This is a genomic window from Acinetobacter sp. LipI_15, from assembly GCF_058242865.1.
Window position 1 is genome coordinate 98,275 of sequence record NZ_JBZAYN010000002.1, and the last position, 18,407, is coordinate 116,681.

Consider the following 18,407-nt stretch of genomic DNA (forward strand, 5'->3'; position numbering starts at 1 on the left):
ACTATTAATTGCTAAATCACCAATTTTTCCCATTCCCTCTGCCATACCAAAAATAGCTATACCTTGCCAATTTTTTTCACCTATGTGTTTCGCAATATTTAAATATCCAACTTCTTTAACACCTGCTGCTTTAGCCATACCGCCCCCCCAAACACCTGTGACAGAACCAACCGTACCTGTCAAAAATATATGATTTGCATTAAACATATTGCATTGACATTCTAAGCTATCATAGCCTTGTGAAATTGCATCTAATCCAGCGGCACTAGCTCCACTGCTAATTGCAGTTTGAGTTAAGTAACCTGAAGATGCATATGCTCCTCCCCCTACACCAACTGCATATGGTGAAGCAGCAATAGTAGCCCCAACCGTCCCTACATTCCTCATACCTTGTCTATTTTTGAGAACATTTGCTGTACCTTTATCCTTCGCAAATGGTGACACAGTTCCTGGAAATAAAGTTCCAAGAATTCCCCCTGCAGAACTATTATTTTTTCGAGTATGAATAGAGTTTGGAAAATCATTGCTTTCACGTGTTGTTGGAATTACTGTTGGCGTATTTGCTCTTGCCACTCTCCCTTTCGCAGCATCGGACTCCAATAACTCTAAATTAGTTTTAGTGTTATGTTTAACCTGCTTAGTTTTCTCAATTGTTTCATTATTTGATTTTCGAGCTGAATCACTTAACCAAAATAATCCTCTATCATCATTTTGTTGCAACCCCATCGGATCCACCCACTGATTCGGGTCAGTTACATAACTACTGTTATTTACCCCCCCAAACAACCCAATCGGATCCTTACTCATATATCTTGCACTATACGGCTCATAGTAACGATAACGGTTATAATGCAAGCCTGTTTCATGGTCGTAATACTGCCCTTGAAAACGGATATTAGTTTGCTCAAGTAAATTATGAGAAGCCTTTATTTCTAAAGCTGTGCTCCATACATCCTGCTTAATTTCCCATATACATTCACCTAGCTCATTGCTCAATGTTTGCGGTGTACCGACTTGGTCACAGTGATAAAAAAGCACCCGTTCCAATTCAGCTCTGTTTTTTCTCTTTTCGGTTTTCCATATCGGGTCTTTATAAAATTGAATAAGGTTCTGTTTGGAAACGTGAATAGTCTGAGGTTTCAATCTACTTAATAAAACCTGCATAGCCTGTTTGAAAAAATGGTAAAACTATTTGGTTCAAAAAATAATGCTTGGTGTAACTTGTATGCTGTAAGTTCTCTTGTATTTTATTATTGCTTTGAGTGTAATGTTGCGACTCGAAAATCGTCAAATCACTATCCCAACCAAATAATGTCAGGCTGTGTTCCACTTAATTTTGATTAACTATTTGACTTTGTTCAGATATTCGTCTTCCAAATATATCATAACCATAAATGGTGATTTGACTATTGTGATCACTTTGGATTAAGCGATTAAGGTTTCTGCTTATTTGGCTGGTTTCAATCACATTTTTTTGGTAAATTTAATACACATATTTTTCAAACACCTACACCTAAAATATTTTAAAAGTCTTCATTTTTTTTATCTGGAAACAAATATTCAATTATAAGAAAAATTACTGAAACTACAATACCTATCGTTTGAGTTATTAAAAAGAAAAACATTAGATCATTAAAAGGCATTATATAATCATCATTAAAATAATTATAAATAACGGCTAAAAAAAATCCTGTTAACCCCAGTAAAACCCCCTTTATAAAACAAAACAAATAGGGATGATTATCTGCTTTCAGATTAGATATAAATGTACCTAACACAATTTCAATAATTATATTGAACATATAAAAGTACTTCCTTTATTATTTACTGTACTGTGGTTCATCTAACTTTAGACTCGGATTCTCTTTAATAGGCTTTGTTGTAATAGATTTTACTGCTGTTTGACCATAAAATATTCTTTTTCCAATAGTATTTGTAGTATTTTTGTAGAAATTCATAGCTGTAACATATTCTACTCCATTTGCTTTAGCAAGATTTGCGCCAACTCCTCCTGCTAATGCTCCCACACCAGCTACACCAAGAGTTCGCTTATAATTATAGGCATTGCATTTACATCTAACACTATCAAATGTTTGAAAACCACCGTCTACTGCAGCAGAACCAACAGCACCCATTATTGGTGCCTTTGCACCTGCTCCAAAACCGCCACTAATTACTGTAACTCCATATGGTAAAGTAGCGGCGGCAGCTCCAACTGTACCTACATTTCTCATTCCTTGCTGATTTCTTAAAACATTTGCATCTTGCTTATTTTTCGCAACACTTGACATAGTTCCTGGCAATAATGCACCCAATATTCCAGTACTTGGTCTATTTTGTTGTTTGGATCTTGCATCTTTTATTTTTGAAACTTGCCAAGCAGCTTTTTGTTGAGCGAATCTTTCAGCTGCATGCTTTTCAACTAACGCATTATTCGCAGCAACTTTTTCCCTTTCCCCTTGTGCCATCAACCCCATCGAATCGACCCATTGATTCGGATCGCTCACATAAATTGAATTATTTAACCCACCAAACAACCCAATCGGATCTTTACTCACATACCTTGCACTATGTGGCTCATAATAACGATATCGGTTATAATGCAATCCAGTTTCATGGTCATAATATTGACCTTGGAAACGGATATTGGTTTGCTCTAATAAATTATCACTAGTATTAATCTCTAAAGCACTACCCCATGTATTTTGTTTGATTTCCCAAATACATTCGCCCAGCTCGTTACTCAAAGTTTGTGGCGTCCCTACTTGGTTGCAGTGATAAAACGCTACTCGCTCTAATTCAGCCCTGTTCTTTCTCGTTTCGTTTTTCCATATCGGGTCTTTATAGATTGAATAAGGTTCTGTTTTAAACTTTGAGTAGTCGGGTGTTTCAATTAGTTTAATAAACCCTGCGTAACCTGTTTGCAGCAGTGGTACAAAGCTATTCGGCTCATAAACATAATGTTTGGTGTAGTTTTTATCATGCTGAGAATTGTCTTGATCTTTGTTTGACTGTTGCGATTCCCAAATCATCAGATCACCATCCCAACCAAATAAAGTTAAGCTGTATTCTGGTTTGTTAATCTTAAATAAACGTCTTCCAAACACATCATAACCATAGCTTGTGATTTGACCATTGTGGTCACTTTGAATCAGGCGGTTTAAGTTATCCCATGTCAGCTTTAAAGTTTTACCTGCTTGGGTCGTTTCAACAACATTCCCTTGTGCATCGTATTTATAGTGTTTGCCTTGATATTGGGTGATCAGGTTATTTTTCACTTGTGATGACTGTGTTGCAATCGGGTCAATCAAGTTACCTGCTGGATCAAAGGCAAAGTTCTCAGTTTTTTGTGGGCTTTGGCTTTTGATTAAGCGTCCAATTGGATCATATTGGTAATTCAATTTTCCTAAGCGATTATCATCCACTTGAGTCAGTAAGTAGTTATTGTCATATTGATAATGGCGTTCGGCTTGGTATTTTACTTGTTGCAACTGGTTTGGCGTTTCTTGTTCAGGTCGGATGATCTGCGAACTGAGCAATCCAACTTCATTGTAGTTTTTGGTTTGAATGAGACCATTTGCCAACATCCGTGCCGTTTCACGATGTAAGTCATCGCGCTGGAACGCCACCATGTCTTGTTGGTTAAAGGCGATGCCGTAGATATGCCCGGAACCATAGCTGAGATTAGTTTGCACTTGTCCATCGGGGCGGATGGTTTTTGTTAAATTACCTAACTCATCATACTCATAACGCAGTACTGCAGTCAGTGGCTTTAAATTTGGCACCTTGTAATGCTGATGTTCACGTACCAATTGACCGAGTGGATTGCGATAGAAATCAATCTGACTGACTGCATTTTTGGCTTGGCTCAGTTGGTTATTCAGGTTGTATTCAAATTCTTCAATTTGGCTTACACGTGTTTGCACATGGGTATAAGTTTTCGAAGCGATTGCGCCATCTGCAAAATATGCAAATTGAGTAAACACATTCGGCTGACGGATTTGGAACAGCTGACCGTTTTCATTGTAGCTATAGTGCTTTTCTTCGCCATCAAAGGCTTGTTCACGCGCCAATTGACCATAACGGTTATATTCAAATAAATATTCTGCATGATTTTGATTGATCAGCTTTTGAATACGGCCTTGCTGATCCCATTGGTAGCCAATTTGTTGACGGTTCGCATCTATACGCTGTTCGAGCAAACCCGCAGCATTATAACGGTACTGCGTGCTTAAACCTTTGGTATCCGTATGCTTGAGCAAGCGCCCTTCTTCATCATGCTCAAATTGTTCTTTTAAACCATCAGGATAGACAATTGCTCTAAGCTGACCTTTGTCTTTACCTTCTGAGCTGTAGATATATTTAATCTGCTGCGCATTAGCAGACTGCTGGGCCGTCAGTGCGCCTTCTTCATCGTATTCCCATGCGCTTTCTTTACCTGAACAATCGCTATATGCGGTCATTTGCCCCAAATCATTGTATTGAATTTTTTTAGCGCCGCCTTTGGCATCAATGATTTCGACAACTTGATTATCATTGTTGTATTTATATTGCGTGATATGACCTAAAGGATTAATTTCCTTCGTTACATTACCGTCTGCATCGTATTCTTTTTTCCAAATATGACCTTCTGGATCTTTAGTTTCCGTCAAATTTCCTGCTTCATCATAGGCAAAACGGATGATGCCCCCATTCGGCTGTACAATTTTAATCAGCTGATCTTGCTCGTTATAAACTTGTTCGGTTTCTAGGCCTGCAAAATCAATTTGACGGGTAATGCGTTTTTGACTGTCACGCGATAGCCATTTTTCACGGCCATCGGCTAAGCGTGTCCGATAGGTAAAACCATCTAAGTCAAAATAATAATAGGTCGGCACATCATAAGCATCATATACAGCAACTTGGCGCAGTCGTGGATGCCACTCCAAACGGGTCTTAAAGCTGCCGTCATCTGCCCATTCCGCTATGGCTTTGGCATTTGCTTCTTTGGATTCATAGCGAATATTATGCCCACGCCCTGTACGGTCGGTATAACGGGTCAGCTGATGCGCATCATTATATTCATAGCTGCGCACGTGGCCATTTTGATCTACAGCCTTAATTAAATTGCCTTGCGTATCATATTCATAACGTGACACTGGCTCTGCCTGTTCATCCACAAAAGCAGCGATAACTTTTACTTGATCATTAAAGGCAAACTTGAGCTGGTGTTTAGCTTTCTTCAATTGAAAATCAATACTTTGCAGATAAGCCTGCTGTTCAAATAGTAAATAACTTAAAGCAACTTTTTCATCTGTTTCTTCATTGAATTGCTGAATCAACTGATAGTGTTTTCCGCCATTAAAGCTGTGAAAATGGAAACTCCACGCTGAACCAAAGTTTAGTAGCAAATCTTCATTTTCTAAAGGTTCTACCCTAAAGCCTTCATAAGGCACCGTGTATGCTTCATAGGTAATTGAATCTGGTAGCTGATGCTTGCGCCCATTACTATCAATAAACAAATAGCCGTTTCTATTTTGGATGATGACATTCGAAAAAGACATCATCCAACGAGCGCCTATCATGCTGCCATCAAACTCATGCATTTGCGAATTATATTGACGGCTAAAGCTAAAACCCACTTTAGGTAAATTAAAATCGGTGTGATTGACCCGTTCAGCACCTATAGCATAACTAATACTGTTATCAGTTGCTGAATCACTAGGTGTAGCATCCTCATTTGGAATCGAACAAGTCGAATCATTCAATGCGTCAGCCTGTAAAGCTAAAAACTCTAAAGTATCTCCTGTTGTATGTTGCTCATGCTCGCCAGTTTGATTAATCGGCACACTGGCATTGGCTTTGTTACCTTGAGTTTTAATGGCTTTTAAGGTTTCTTGAATTAGCCATGCCAAACTGTATTTTAGACCTGCGTTAGCTTGACGTTGAATTTCATTTGGAAATGAACTCAATGCCTGAGTTGCTTGAGTTTGTAGCAGCGTGCCTGTTTGTTCTTTCCTTATTTTAGGCAGCATATTGGCAAGTGCGCTAGTTTTACTTAAATCAATCAGCGGTTTTGCCCAATTGCTAAATTGTTCTGTCGGATCACGCTTTTCCGCAGTTGCACCAAAACTAATAGTGGGTGAAACCAGTCCTGACTGAATCGGCGCTGCAAAAGTATTTAGAATAGACGTGCCTAAAGTTGTTGCGCCACTTAATAATGCGGGAAGTTTGGCCTGTGTTTCAGTCAGAAACTTTTCTAAATCCCCTGCAATCTGTGCATTCAGATGCAAAGACATACGGCGAAGATCGGCCTCTTGAATTTTGCCATTTTCTGGATAGAGCTTTTCAGCCATTAGCCCCAACAAAGGACGCAATGCCATACGCACATGCGCTTCAGCTTTAGGTTCTAAATACAAACCTATTAGGTTCATACTCAGCACTGCTATTTTTTGTACAGCGGCATCACCTTGTTCTGGATCGGTTGCAAATAATAGTAAGTCCAACACTGCACCTGAAAGTGCAAAAATATTGGCTACAGTAGGGACATTTGCTTTGGCTTTTAACTGCTCTAAACTTGTATTACCACACGCTTTTAAATAATCCTGAATTTGATGTGCAATAAACTTATGATCTTCTGTATGCGTCACACTCTCTAAGTTAAAAATCGCCAGTTCAACTGCTGGCTTACTTGTTGTCTGTTGTTCTTGTTGAACATTTTGCTCAGTTGTCATGTAAAAACCTATTACTCAAATTCTAAATATTTAAAATTGTGTTTTGCTGTCGCTCTTATGAAGTACTAACCATTGTTCTTTTTCGGTCGTGTGGTTTCACTGTAAGTGAGGTAAGGACTTGAATATTGTTTCCGGTCCACCCAATCATCATCACTAGCAAGGACAGGTATCGCTTTTTCTGGTGCAGCTTCCGCTACTTTTATTTCAGGCACTTTAGGCACTGCGACTGGTGCAGCTGTCACATTCGTAGGCGTTGCAGAGCCTTCTCGAATGGTTTCCGTATAAGTCAATGCGCGTGTGGAATAAGAAATTTTACGGCCCACTATATCCTTATCAATGGTTGCTTGTGAGTTCTGAACTGCGGCAGCAGTTGACCCAGAAACGATGCCGTTACTCATTCCACTTCCACCTAATACGCTGGATAAGCCTTGTGCACCCTGACCCAAACTTGCCATTTGTGAAGCAGAAAGTCCCAAGTTGAGTTTCGATGAAATTGCAGATAGTGCGGAATTGGTGACTTGGTCTTTAAATTGATTTAATGCCTGTCCACCTAGATCTTTTAATGCATTTTTTCCGATATTTTTTAAAGAATCGGCATTTAAATTAAAGAGATTATCTTTTAACTGTGATGTTAAATTTTGCCCCAACGAACCCAATGTATTTTGTAAAAAGTCCGAAGCGCCTGGTACCACTTTTTCCGCCCAATCATAGTTGCGATTAAAGTGACTAGACTGATCCCACGCACTGCGTGGATCTTTATCAAACTCCACTTTCGCGGGTCCCGGTGCAATGCCTGTAACTTGTGCAAAGCCATTGCCATCGAGTTTCCCTGAAACTTGTTTACCTAAAGCATCAATCACTTTAAAACCGGTGCCACTAAAGAAATCTTGCCCCCCATAACTTTTAAGAAGTTCTAAGGCACCTTTCAAAGGGTTTGAAGCAGGAAGTTGTGTAGACTTGCTTGCACTCGATGCAGGTTTAAATAGATGCTGCCCTGCATTTACTTCAAATTTACCGCCTGTCTTAGCAAGAATTCCCGAGCCATTTAAAGTAATTTGGGAAGAAGCTCCTGTGATCACAATCTCTTTAGGACTGCTAATCTCTATTTTGTCTTCAGTAGAAGAAATCGTAATTCCTTTTTTTGCCAAAATATCCAAAGCATCAGACTGTGCCTGAATTTCGACTTTACTTTGCGCTGCTATTGCTTTAATACCACCTTGAGCTGCAAATAAGCTAACCTTACCTAAAGCTTGTCCCACAATATTTTTTTGCGTACTCAGGTTAATGCTATCACCGGCAATCTGATTAATCATACCTGTTGCAGATAAATGAATATCCTCTGGTGTACTAAGTGCAATACCATCCACTGAGTTAAGTAAAAGAATGGCTTTTTTAAATTTAGCGATATCTTTTTCTATTTCACTGGCAAAAGCTTTGAGCTGTTCAACAGATTCAATTTCATCTGTTTTTTGTTGCTTTGCAATATCACTTAAAGACTTACTATTACTATGACTCGTCTCCAGCTGTGTTCTTGCAATCTCTGCATCTAAATGTTCACCATTGGCCTTTTCCTGTTTATAAGTCGACACCAATAAACCTTGTCCAGCTCGTACTGCCCCCCATTGATCGGTCCGCAGCTCAAAACCTTCACCCCGACTTTCACTCTCAACCTTTTCTTTAGGATGACTTAAATGACCTAAATTCAGTTGTGTTGCACCATGGCTACTTTGCAACTGCGTACTAATTTGTCCCGTGGTGTCATCAAAGCGTAATTGACCAAATCCCTCTCCCGCCACTTCTTTAGAACGAATTCCCGCGAGTTTTTTGGTATCTGGTAATTGTCCTTTATTGTCAAATTTAGTGGGACTACGCTGCGCTTCATGAATACGACCCACGACAAAAGGTCGGTCAATGTTGCCATCAAAGAAATCAACGACGACTATTTCACCAATTCGAGGTAAGAAGCGTGCGCCATAACCTTCGCCAGCCCAAGGGGTCAACACATCAACCCAAGCCGAGTCTGTGTCATTATTGTTCGCACCTGCACCACCATCATGGCCATGATCATCAGAACGGGTAAACAGAAAACGGACTTTTATCCGCCCCCATTCATCAACATGGATTTCTTCACCGGCAGGCCCCACAACTTTAGCACGCTGTGGATGTGTTACTGGTCGATGTGTAAGTGGATTAAATTCAGGGACGGTCGTAATATTTCGACGTTGCAAAGTCAAGGTATTGGCTTGGCGTTCATCCGCATCGCTTTGTTTGACTTGCCACTGACTTTGATGGATCAGTTGTGTAACTTGATCGGTTAAGTCTTTGGGTAAATTATTTTGGTTATAAAAAGACTTGGATAAAATCAAAAACTCTTGATCAGCACCACGATGCTGGTCAATCTCTGGATGCTCATCCAATTTGAACCAATAACCAACTTGTGTATCACGCACGGTACTTTTAGCAATAAATTGTTTGGCTTGAGCTGCATAATAATCACTAAAATTTTGATTGAGACGTTCAACTTGAGCACTATTAGAGGCAGTTGCAGCATCTTCACCATTCAGATCTTGCATCCATGCAGGGCTCACATGCCATGCCTGCTCTAAGCTTAAGCTCGCATTATCTTGATTTTGACTATGTAGGTGCTTGCTTTGTACTGCACCACCACCCTCGTCCTGTTCAAGCACATCCGCTTGCCACCGCTGCACATGTACCGACGTCGGTTGCAGACTGCGCTGACCGATAAAACTGGTCATACTGTCATTTTTTTCAGTCGCACTACTGCGATGAAAACGGATATTACGTCGCTCCAAAGCTTGATATTGGCTATTTTCATCAATCAAACGTAGCTTTTGAGCTGCTATGGGTGTCACAGACGATGTTACAAAAGATTGAGCTTCATCAACCAACCAATGAATGCCTTCACTGCGTAGTAAGCGAGTAATAAAATCATAGTCAGTTTCATTACTTTGCATCATGAATGGCCGGACGTCATACTCTTTTTTTAAGCCACTTAAGTCCAAACTTAAACTCGCTGCAAAAAGTGGGCTCTTTTTTTGCCATTCCTTAAAAATAATCTCGACCACATCTTTGACCGATTTATTCATAAACACACGGCTATTACGACGCTTATGCCATAATGCCGTTGCATCTTCTAAGGTCAACTTATATAGCGTTAATGCACCATCACTTTGGCCTTGAAATGCTTCTGTAATGATCCCGGTAATACGAAAAAGTTGACCCGCATCGGTTACCTGATCGATTGCGACTTGTGTACCAATAAATTGTTTGAGTTCTAAGGTGGCAGAAGTTGAGAGACAGATGAGCTGAACATTCAAACCTTCACTTAAGGCATGTTCCCCATCAATACGTTGCAAGAATACTTGTTCATTCAGCGTGGTATTGGAAAATTGAATATGCAAGGCACGTTTTTGTGGACTAATGCCCAATTTCTCAAGTGCAGAATAAATATTGTTCAGCATCGTTATTATCTAAAATCAGATTTTTATAAAATATGCGGGGTATTTAATCAAAAAAACTCATATTTTTCTAGGCATAAACTGCCTGCTTTGTTGGGTTTTATGTAAGTAAAAATTCAAATTTCCACATTAATTCTTTATGTTATTTTTACTCTATTTATTTCTGCATTAAAAAAATATAGAGACCATCAAACTAAACTTCAGGTCTCTTCATACCACCTTACTGCTTTGCATCACGATTTATTGGTATTTAAAAATGCGTGAATATTCTCCAATTGTTCTTGTGCTTCGACATAGCCTTGCAAGGCCGCTTTTTCCAAATATTGCTGTGCAATTTTAAGATCACGCTCTACGCCCATGCCATGAATATATAGATAAGCCAACTTTCCAAAATATGTTAAAAGGCTAAGTGGATTTCATCGAACTCAGGTTTCTACAAAGTGTAGTGTAATCTGGTGCTGTCCAATCTAGACCGCATAGTTTAATCAGGCTTTGAACAGAGCCAGTGACCATGCGTAAAGACAGACGAAATAGGAATTTAATCATTAAGCAGCATTGGATTGCTGCATCAGAATAGGTTTGATTTCACCCGTGTTTATCAATGGACGGAGCAACCATTGGGTCGCTGAATCAAACCAAATTGATATATTTCCTCGATTGATCAAGGCTTTATTGTAGGTGGACAATTGGTTGTACGATAGATTTTTGGTGTGAGCTTATGAGTATTATATTACTGAATAAGCCCTTAGAGGTAGGTTTGTGCAACAAAGTCCAATTAGATTAAGTTAGGTTTAATAAGTTTAATATATTTCTTTAAATGCTATGTCCAGTGCGTCATCAACAGATTTATCTTGTTGTACAACAATTTGTCTAACTTTTCTTAGCTTCAGTCAGATATAAGACACGCCCATCTTCCTGCATGACACGGGTATGTTCTAAATAATACAGAATTGCTCTTTTTGAATGTAGAATCGCTTTTAGATCAGATGGATTAAGTTATTCCATTTATTTTCTCCTTTTGAATATTTAATCAAAAAAATTGCATAAAGAAGTTAGTAATTTAGCAATACGACAAGTTATGACGTTTAAAATGATTGCTTATAGTGCAAATTAAATGATTTTAAATCAGAGTAGGAAATTTAATATATATCTACTATAATAAATAAATATAGCCAAAATAGAAACTAATATTTTATTTTAATACATATATGAATCAATATTGCACACTTCAAATTTTTCAAAATAACGAATGGCAAGATTGCGCTATCGTTGAATTAATTGCTAATCAAGAGCAAGGCTGGAGAGCATCTACACGAACGTCATACTTATTTGAATATGCTATTGAACATATGGATTTAAGGGATGGTCATGCTCTATCATTCCAATTTCCAGTCAATGTACAAAACAACTTAGAAAACCAATGGCCAGCATTTCTCATGGACTTGCTACCTCAAGGTTATGGGCGAAAGGAGCTTTTAAATCAGCTGGGTTTTTCAATTAATGCAGAAGAACAAGCTGATTGGCCCCTACTGAAATCTGGGGCAGGTAATCCTATTGGTAATCTACGAATTAAAGAAGCTTATGACTGGCTTCAAGATCATTTTCCGACAGTGAAACCTCGTGGATTTAGCCTAAGCGAAATAATTGAAAGGAAAGAAGATTTCATTGAGTCACTTGCATCATATGGCTTATTTGTTGCTGGTTCTTCAGGTGTTCAAGGTGAATGGCCTAAACTATTACTAACACAAGGATATGATGGTCTGTTTTATTTAGATCACAGTCTTCCAGATGAACTAGCAGCAAAGCATTGGCTAGTTAAATTTAGTCGTGGAAATGATCAAAAACTGGAAAAAATACTGTTACATGAAGCAATTTACATGAAAATAGCTCGGTATTTAGGTCTAAGAGTGTTCAAGGACTTGGAACTTCACCAGAGAACGCTATTTATTCCACGTTTTGATCGCCAAATTATCAATGGTAAAGTCGAAAGAGTTGCACAAGAAAGCCTAGCCTCTTTAAGTGGTAAAGCTGGCTTCGGCGTTAAAATGACACATAATCAAATCTGTACATTGATCATGGAATGTTGCTCATCACCAAAAGCTGAAATTTTTGAATATTTGAAACGAGATATTACTAATGTTGCATTAGGAAATAAAGATAATCATACCCGTAATACCGCAATTCAACGTTTAAATGACGGTACAATTCAATTAACACCCCTCTTCGATTTTGCACCAATGTGGCTTCATCCTGACGGAATTGCACGTACTACACGTTGGGAAAAAGATGACCATGGAGGAATGCCTATATGGGGATCTGTCATAACGCAAATAGAAGAATGTACAGGAATAGATTCAACTGAAATTAAACATACAATAATTCAACAATTGCCACTGTATGAAAATTTGCTCGATGAAATGAAAAAAATAAATATAGATGATGAGATTCTACAAAATAGTCATCATCGTATATTGAATATATGCCAACAGATTCAGGAGCTTTCTAATGGATAAACGTTATAAGCCTATGACGGCAATCGAGCAAATGAATAAACGCTTACAAGTCTTAGAAAATATAAATAACAATCCTGAGTGGCAAATTTACCAGATTGCATCATACATTAGAAAAGAACTACATTTAACATTAAATGAAATGAGTAAAATTACTAAAATTGCACCACAGACTTTACAGAAAATGGAGCAACCTGATAGTAATCCAACATTAGATTCTATAAATAAGTTGTTAAATGCATTTGGTTTAAAATTTATTATTAAATCAAAATAGTTTAATTTAAATTACCTATAAACTAGATTTTGATTTATTTTCTAAATAGTCACCCCACCACTGCATCATATCAGCTCTTTGTTGAATATAATCTGCATGGTTATAACTAGCACGTGTTTTATTCTTATCTACATGTGAAAGCTGAGCCTCAATCCAACTATCTTGAAATAAGCCAGAATCATTTAAAATAGTACTGAATGTTGATCTTAAACCGTGTGAGGATAGCTCATTTTTTTTGTATCCCATCTTACGAATGGCTGAATTTATTGTGTTAAAATGCAATGGCTTATCTTTAATTTTTGGGCTGGCAAAAACATAACGATCGCCTTGTGACCACTCTAGTGCAGATCTAACAATGCTCACCGCTTGCGATGATAATGGAACTAAAAAATCAGGAATATCATAACCTGCTATCACTTTTCGACGATATTGCTTGATATGTAAAGCAGGTATTTTCCAAAGATTATTATCAAAATCAAAATGATGAGGTTCTGCAGACAATAACTCTGCCCCCCTGACTCCAGTATATAATTTAAATAGGATTGCTTTTTTTATAATCGGATCTGTATTTAGTTGAGTTATTCTAAGAATAAAATTAGAAATTTCTTCATCTTTTAAATAGGGATAATTTTTCTTTAATTTCCCTTTCAATAATATTTTATTTAGACCATAAGCTTGATTATAATCACAGTATCCCATTGCAACTGCAAAATCATAGATTTGATTTAAATAGCTATACGCTTTTTTTACAGGTTCCTTAACTCCCCTATTTTCAATCTGCTTAATTACCTTAACTAAATCAGTTCTTTTAATTTTACTAAAATCTATATCACCAATAACGGGATAAATGTCATTTATTAAACATGCATTCGCCAATTGGATTACACCACCACGTGGTTGATCTTTAAATGAATTATTTGTTTTAAACTCTAACCATTCTTCACAAACAACTTTAAAAGTTTGAATTTTCTCCTGAACTAAATTTTGTGTAGAAAATTTAGTTGCCTTATAGGAGTCTCTGGCCACTCTAGCCTCTTTGAGATTCATCTCAGGATATGTACCTAGAGTGACTCGTGGTCTTTTACCCGTTTCTGCAACTGAATATCGATAACTCCAAGACTTTTTTCCATTAGGATCGACTTTTAAGCTTAAACCATCATCATCAGCTAAAAAGTAAATTTTTTCTTTTGGATATGACTTTCGTACTTGTGTTTCCGTAAGACTCATAAATTTTTATAAACCAGCATAATGATCCCCATTATCTTAATTATATCAAAAATAAGCATTATTATGTGATGCGTATATTACGCATCACATAAGAATTTATATATATGTTTTTTATGAATATTATTCTGAGTTTATAAGTTGAGTTAACCAAAAAAGTAACCACTGTTAAAATCTGTATTAAGCAACAAGAATTAGTAATAGTTAATCATTACTCTGCAATGGGTTTGTTTTAAAGACCTCGCAACCAAGCCTTTTTTACTCAAACGGGTGTCGGTACTTTAATTGCGGAAGGTAAAGAAGTCCGTAACTTTGGCGGTAAAGACTATATTTTAGAACAGACCATCACCACAGATATTGCCTTGGTTAAAGCCTATAAAGCAGATAAAGCTGGCAATTTAATCTTTAGAAAACTGCGAGAAACTTTAATTCCGAATGTGCAATGGCCGGCAAAATGACGGTGGTTGAAGTTGAGCAGATTGTCGAAATTGGTGAGCTAGATCCAGATGATATCCATTTACCCGGCATCTATGTCAACCGCTTGGTACTCAATACTGCGCCCAATAAACGCATTGAACAAATGACCCTAAAAGTGGAGGCTTAAATCATGGCTTGGACACGTAATGAAATGGCGCAGCGCGCAGTACAAGAGCTTGAAGATGGTTTCTATGTAAATTTAGGAATTGGCCTTCCAACGCTGGTTGCAAATTATATTCCTAATGATATGAATGTCTGGCTTCAATCTGAAAATGGCTTATTGGGTATTGGTGAGTTTCCAACGCAAAAAACCGTTGATGCAGATTTAATTAATGCTGGAAAACAAACGGTGACGGCACGTTCAGGTGCTGCCTTTTTTTCCAGTTCTGAATCCTTTGCTATGATTCGCGGCGGTCATATCAATGTGGCAATTTTAGGAGCGATGGAAGTTTCAGAAAGCGGTGACTTAGCCAACTGGATGATCCCGGGTAAAAAAGTCAAAGGTATGGGCGGTGCAATGGATTTGGTTGCAGGTGTACAAAAAATTGTTGTTCTCATGGAGCACTCAGCAAAAGATGGCAATCCCAAAATTTTAAAACAGTGTACGCTTCCATTAACCGGTAAAGGTGTGGTCAACAGAGTGATCACAGACCTTGGAGTTTTAGATATTACCCCTGCTAGAGTTGAGCTTGTTGAGCTTGTTGAGCTTGTTGAGCTTGTTGAGCTTGTTGAGCTTGTTGAGCTTGCTAAAGATGTAAGTTTGGAACACATTCAGAAAGCGACGGGTGTAGAGTTAATGACAAAAAATATAAAAGTTGCTTAATTCTATAAATATTTTTTTGCAATAAAAAAGTCCACTTTTACAGTGGGCTTTAATGTGTTGACTTAACAACAAATCTTGGTAGGTATATCCAGACTCGAACTGGAGACCTCTACGATGTCAATGTTCTGGAAAAATTGAGAATATCAACAAAAGATTAATTAAAGTGAGATACAAGTTGTCTACAACGTAATTCCAAAAAAACAAATCTCTCATTTGAAAAAGATGAATTTCGTCTGCTCAGGCAAAAGCTTATATTTTTTCCATCATCATTCCCCCAAGTTTTGATGATAGGCATATAGGTATTTACTTCTCAGGAGCCGTTCATGTTCAAAGAAGAGCAGCAAATATTTGCACGAGATGGCGTAGTGATTCTGCGCGGTCTTTTTAAAGATTGGATAGATGTTTTGGAACAAGGCGTTGCCGTCAATGAACAAAACCCAGGTCAATGGTTTCGTGACTATACGCCGGGGCAAACAGAGGGCCGCTTTTGGGCGGACTACTGCAATTGGCAGAGAATTGAGGCTTTTGACCAATTTATTCGTAAGAGCCCCGCGGCCGATATTGTAAAAAACATTATGAATGCGCAAGCGGTACGTATGTTTCATGAGCATGTTTTGGTAAAAGGTACTGGCTCAGCAAAAGTGACACCTTGGCATCATGACGCGCCTTATTACCCTGTAAATGCAAAGCAAACCTTAAGCTTATGGATTCCGCTTGATCCGATTTCACGCGAGTCCAGTATTGAGTTTGTGGCGGGTTCACATCTCTGGGGTAAACACTTTAAAGCTCAGGGCTTTAATGGCGAATATTATGAACATGAAGGCGCTAAAGAAGAGATGCTGCCAGATATTGACGCTCACCGTGAGGACTACAGCATTCTCGGCTGGGAACTGGAACCCGGTGATGCGATTGCCTTTGACTTTCGGACTATACACGGCGCACCAGGCAATAGCTCGAAACAGCATGCACGCCGTGCGGTCTCTTTCCGCTGGTTAGGCGATGATGCCGTTTATGTCGATCGAGGCGGAAAAACCTCTCCACAATATCCGCATTTGATCGACAAATTACAGACGGGCGATGCCCTGCCTGAGGATGAATTTCCGTTCGTGGCTTGACCATTAATTTTTAAAGTTCCCTCCTGATACCAATGCTGACCCATTTTCAGCATTGGTTTTTTTATGCGCTTATGAACTTGCGAAAAATGTGTAAAAAACTTAAAAATAAATCTCATATATAACAAGATCAGCAAAAACATGAGCTATAACGGCAGCTGCCTATGCGGCGATGTCCAATTTCAGGTACTGCAAGACATCCATACCATTTATCATTGCCATTGCAGTTTATGCCGTAAACAAAGCGGTACGGGTGCAAATGCCGCATCACTTATCCACTGCAGCGCTTTTCAATGGCGCCAAGGCCAAGAACAGATTCAAAGCTATTATAAAGCTTCAGGTTTTACTTCTTACTTTTGTTCTCACTGCCGCTCTCCACTTCCAAATACTGTACGCAATACCGATTGGATCTGGATTCCACTCGGCCTATTAGCTCAAAGCCCTGCCATATCAACCCGCTTAAACTTTTGCCTCAGTTCTAAAACTGCATGGCAAATACCCTCTGAAGCAGATCAAAGCTTTGATCACTTGCCGAAAATGAGTGAACTCAATGCATTTTTTAAAAGACAGTTGAATCCACAATCAAAAAAGCCCTGAATCATTCAGGGCTTTTAGGTTGGACTGAAGCTTTATTCACTAAAATGAATTACGGTACGAATCGATTTTCCTTCGTGCATCAAATCAAAAGCTTCATTAATTTGTTCTAAGCTCATAGTGTGCGTGACAAATGGTTCGAGCCGAATCTCTCCTTTCATCGCATCTTCTACCATGCCTGGCAGCTGACTGCGGCCTTTTACCCCGCCAAAGGCTGTACCTTTCCACGTACGTCCCGTCACCAGCTGGAATGGGCGTGTTGAAATTTCCTGCCCTGCACCTGCGACACCAATAATCACAGACTGTCCCCAGCCACGATGTGCAGACTCAAGCGCCGAACGCATGACATGGGTATTGCCGATGCATTCAAAGGAATGATCCACCCCCCAGCCTGTCATTTCCACAATCACCTGCTGAATCGGCTGTTCATAGTCTTTAGGATTTAAAAAGTCTGTTGCGCCAAACTCTTCTGCAAGCTTGAACTTTTCAGGGTTGGTATCCACCACAATAATACGGCCTGCTTTGGCTTGGCGTGCACCTTGCACGACTGCCAGACCAATACCGCCTAAACCAAATACAGCAACTGTGTCTCCTTCTTGCACTTTCGCGGTGTTATGCACTGCGCCAATACCTGTTGTTACTCCACAGCCAAGCAGACAAACGTGTTCAGGATTCGCTTCAGGATTGATTTTTGCCAGTGAAACTTCGGCCACAACCGTATATTCAGAAAAGGTTGAACAGCCCATATAATGGTATATAGGTTCGCCATTATATGAAAAACGCGTTGTACCGTCCGGCATCACGCCTTTGCCCTGCGTTGCACGTACCGACACGCATAGGTTGGTTTTACCTGATTTACAGAACAAGCACTCGCCGCATTCTGCTGTATACAATGGAATGACGTGATCACCGGGTTTTACACTGGTCACGCCCTCACCGACTTCAACCACAATGCCCGCACCCTCATGCCCCAGCACCGCAGGGAAAATACCTTCAGGATCTGAACCTGACAGCGTAAAAGCATCGGTATGGCAAACACCAGTATGGGTAATTTTAACCAAGACTTCTCCTGCCTGCGGCGGAGCAACATCCAGTTCTACAATTTTCAGTGACTGGCCTGGACCAAATGCGACAGCTGCGCGTGATTTCATTTTGTACCCTTCTTTACCGAATGATTTACTGCCCAACCAATGTTTTAAAA

11 protein-coding genes and 3 pseudogenes are annotated in these 18,407 nt (G+C 39.0%); 6 read left to right on the forward strand and 8 right to left on the reverse strand.

The genetic code is table 11. The features are described 5' to 3' along the window. Positions 1-642: 642 nt before the first annotated feature. From AC4CU0_RS15560 to AC4CU0_RS15585, 6 genes and pseudogenes are all read right to left on the reverse strand, one after another. Positions 643-1,477, reverse strand: a pseudogene (locus AC4CU0_RS15560) (RHS repeat-associated core domain-containing protein); the annotation flags it as partial. A gap of 46 nt (positions 1,478-1,523) precedes the next feature. Beyond that, positions 1,524-1,802, reverse strand: coding sequence for a hypothetical protein (locus AC4CU0_RS15565; RefSeq protein ID WP_180036263.1), 279 nt, complete (start codon positions 1,800-1,802; stop codon positions 1,524-1,526). 18 nt (positions 1,803-1,820) lie between these two features. Next, the gene (locus AC4CU0_RS15570) at positions 1,821-6,713 is read right to left on the reverse strand and encodes an RHS repeat-associated core domain-containing protein (RefSeq protein WP_490747098.1); all 4,893 of its coding nucleotides are present in this window, start codon (positions 6,711-6,713) and stop codon (positions 1,821-1,823) included. 65 nt (positions 6,714-6,778) lie between these two features. Then, on the reverse strand, positions 6,779-10,195 hold the full coding sequence (locus AC4CU0_RS15575; protein ID WP_490743527.1) for a type VI secretion system Vgr family protein: 3,417 nt from the start codon (positions 10,193-10,195) through the stop codon (positions 6,779-6,781). A gap of 230 nt (positions 10,196-10,425) precedes the next feature. Further along, entirely contained in the window at positions 10,426-10,575 is a 150-nt protein-coding gene (locus AC4CU0_RS15580) for a hypothetical protein (protein ID WP_490743528.1), read from the reverse strand. A gap of 49 nt (positions 10,576-10,624) precedes the next feature. Beyond that, positions 10,625-10,895, reverse strand: a pseudogene (locus tag AC4CU0_RS15585) (transposase); the annotation flags it as partial. A 505-nt stretch (positions 10,896-11,400) separates the two neighbouring features. Between AC4CU0_RS15585 and AC4CU0_RS15590 the strand changes: the two are divergent. Together AC4CU0_RS15590 and AC4CU0_RS15595 are read left to right on the forward strand one after the other, a co-directional pair. Continuing rightward, positions 11,401-12,705, forward strand: a complete 1,305-nt coding sequence (locus AC4CU0_RS15590) for a type II toxin-antitoxin system HipA family toxin (RefSeq protein WP_180109912.1) — start codon at positions 11,401-11,403, stop codon at positions 12,703-12,705. After that, positions 12,698-12,976, forward strand: a complete 279-nt coding sequence (locus AC4CU0_RS15595) for a helix-turn-helix domain-containing protein (RefSeq protein ID WP_004871362.1) — start codon at positions 12,698-12,700, stop codon at positions 12,974-12,976. The genes AC4CU0_RS15590 and AC4CU0_RS15595 overlap by 8 nt, the downstream gene beginning before the upstream one ends. 15 nt (positions 12,977-12,991) lie before the next feature. On the opposite strand, the gene AC4CU0_RS15600 is transcribed toward AC4CU0_RS15595, so the two are convergent. Then, positions 12,992-14,203: a tyrosine-type recombinase/integrase gene (locus tag AC4CU0_RS15600; protein WP_180102702.1), complete on the reverse strand. Its 1,212-nt coding sequence runs from the start codon at positions 14,201-14,203 to the stop codon at positions 12,992-12,994. 248 nt (positions 14,204-14,451) lie between these two features. Between AC4CU0_RS15600 and AC4CU0_RS15605 the strand changes: the two are divergent. The 4 genes and pseudogenes from AC4CU0_RS15605 to AC4CU0_RS15620 all read left to right on the forward strand — a co-directional run. After that, positions 14,452-14,804: pseudogene (locus AC4CU0_RS15605) on the forward strand (CoA transferase subunit A); the annotation flags it as partial. Positions 14,805-14,807: 3 nt separating this feature from the next. After that, a complete protein-coding gene (locus AC4CU0_RS15610) occupies positions 14,808-15,500 on the forward strand; it encodes a 3-oxoacid CoA-transferase subunit B (protein ID WP_490747099.1) in 693 nt (230 codons plus the stop codon). A 323-nt stretch (positions 15,501-15,823) separates the two neighbouring features. Beyond that, complete coding sequence (locus tag AC4CU0_RS15615; RefSeq protein WP_111885191.1) at positions 15,824-16,615, forward strand: phytanoyl-CoA dioxygenase family protein; 792 nt, start codon at positions 15,824-15,826, stop codon at positions 16,613-16,615. Positions 16,616-16,753: 138 nt separating this feature from the next. Further along, positions 16,754-17,209 carry a GFA family protein gene (locus AC4CU0_RS15620; protein WP_130074958.1) on the forward strand — a complete coding sequence of 152 codons (456 nt, stop codon included), beginning with the start codon at positions 16,754-16,756 and terminating at the stop codon, positions 17,207-17,209. A 32-nt stretch (positions 17,210-17,241) separates the two neighbouring features. Here the strand turns inward: AC4CU0_RS15620 and AC4CU0_RS15625 are convergent, their stop codons facing one another. Continuing rightward, a complete protein-coding gene (locus tag AC4CU0_RS15625) occupies positions 17,242-18,357 on the reverse strand; it encodes an S-(hydroxymethyl)glutathione dehydrogenase/class III alcohol dehydrogenase (protein ID WP_111885193.1) in 1,116 nt (371 codons plus the stop codon). Positions 18,358-18,407: the final 50 nt, after the last annotated feature.

What these genes read in the sequence shown, in the direction of transcription:
- AC4CU0_RS15615 (WP_111885191.1), top strand. Translation starts at nt 15,824, where the DNA reads ATGTTCAAAGAAGAGCAGCAAATATTTGCACGAGATGGCGTAGTGATT.
- AC4CU0_RS15610 (WP_490747099.1), top strand. Translation starts at nt 14,808, where the DNA reads ATGGCTTGGACACGTAATGAAATGGCGCAGCGCGCAGTACAAGAGCTT.
- AC4CU0_RS15590 (WP_180109912.1), top strand. Translation starts at nt 11,401, where the DNA reads ATGAATCAATATTGCACACTTCAAATTTTTCAAAATAACGAATGGCAA.
- AC4CU0_RS15625 (WP_111885193.1), bottom strand. Translation starts at nt 18,357, where the DNA reads ATGAAATCACGCGCAGCTGTCGCATTTGGTCCAGGCCAGTCACTGAAA.
- AC4CU0_RS15570 (WP_490747098.1), bottom strand. Translation starts at nt 6,713, where the DNA reads ATGACAACTGAGCAAAATGTTCAACAAGAACAACAGACAACAAGTAAG.
- AC4CU0_RS15620 (WP_130074958.1), top strand. Translation starts at nt 16,754, where the DNA reads ATGAGCTATAACGGCAGCTGCCTATGCGGCGATGTCCAATTTCAGGTA.
- AC4CU0_RS15565 (WP_180036263.1), bottom strand. Translation starts at nt 1,802, where the DNA reads ATGTTCAATATAATTATTGAAATTGTGTTAGGTACATTTATATCTAAT.
- AC4CU0_RS15595 (WP_004871362.1), top strand. Translation starts at nt 12,698, where the DNA reads ATGGATAAACGTTATAAGCCTATGACGGCAATCGAGCAAATGAATAAA.
- AC4CU0_RS15575 (WP_490743527.1), bottom strand. Translation starts at nt 10,195, where the DNA reads ATGCTGAACAATATTTATTCTGCACTTGAGAAATTGGGCATTAGTCCA.
- AC4CU0_RS15600 (WP_180102702.1), bottom strand. Translation starts at nt 14,203, where the DNA reads ATGAGTCTTACGGAAACACAAGTACGAAAGTCATATCCAAAAGAAAAA.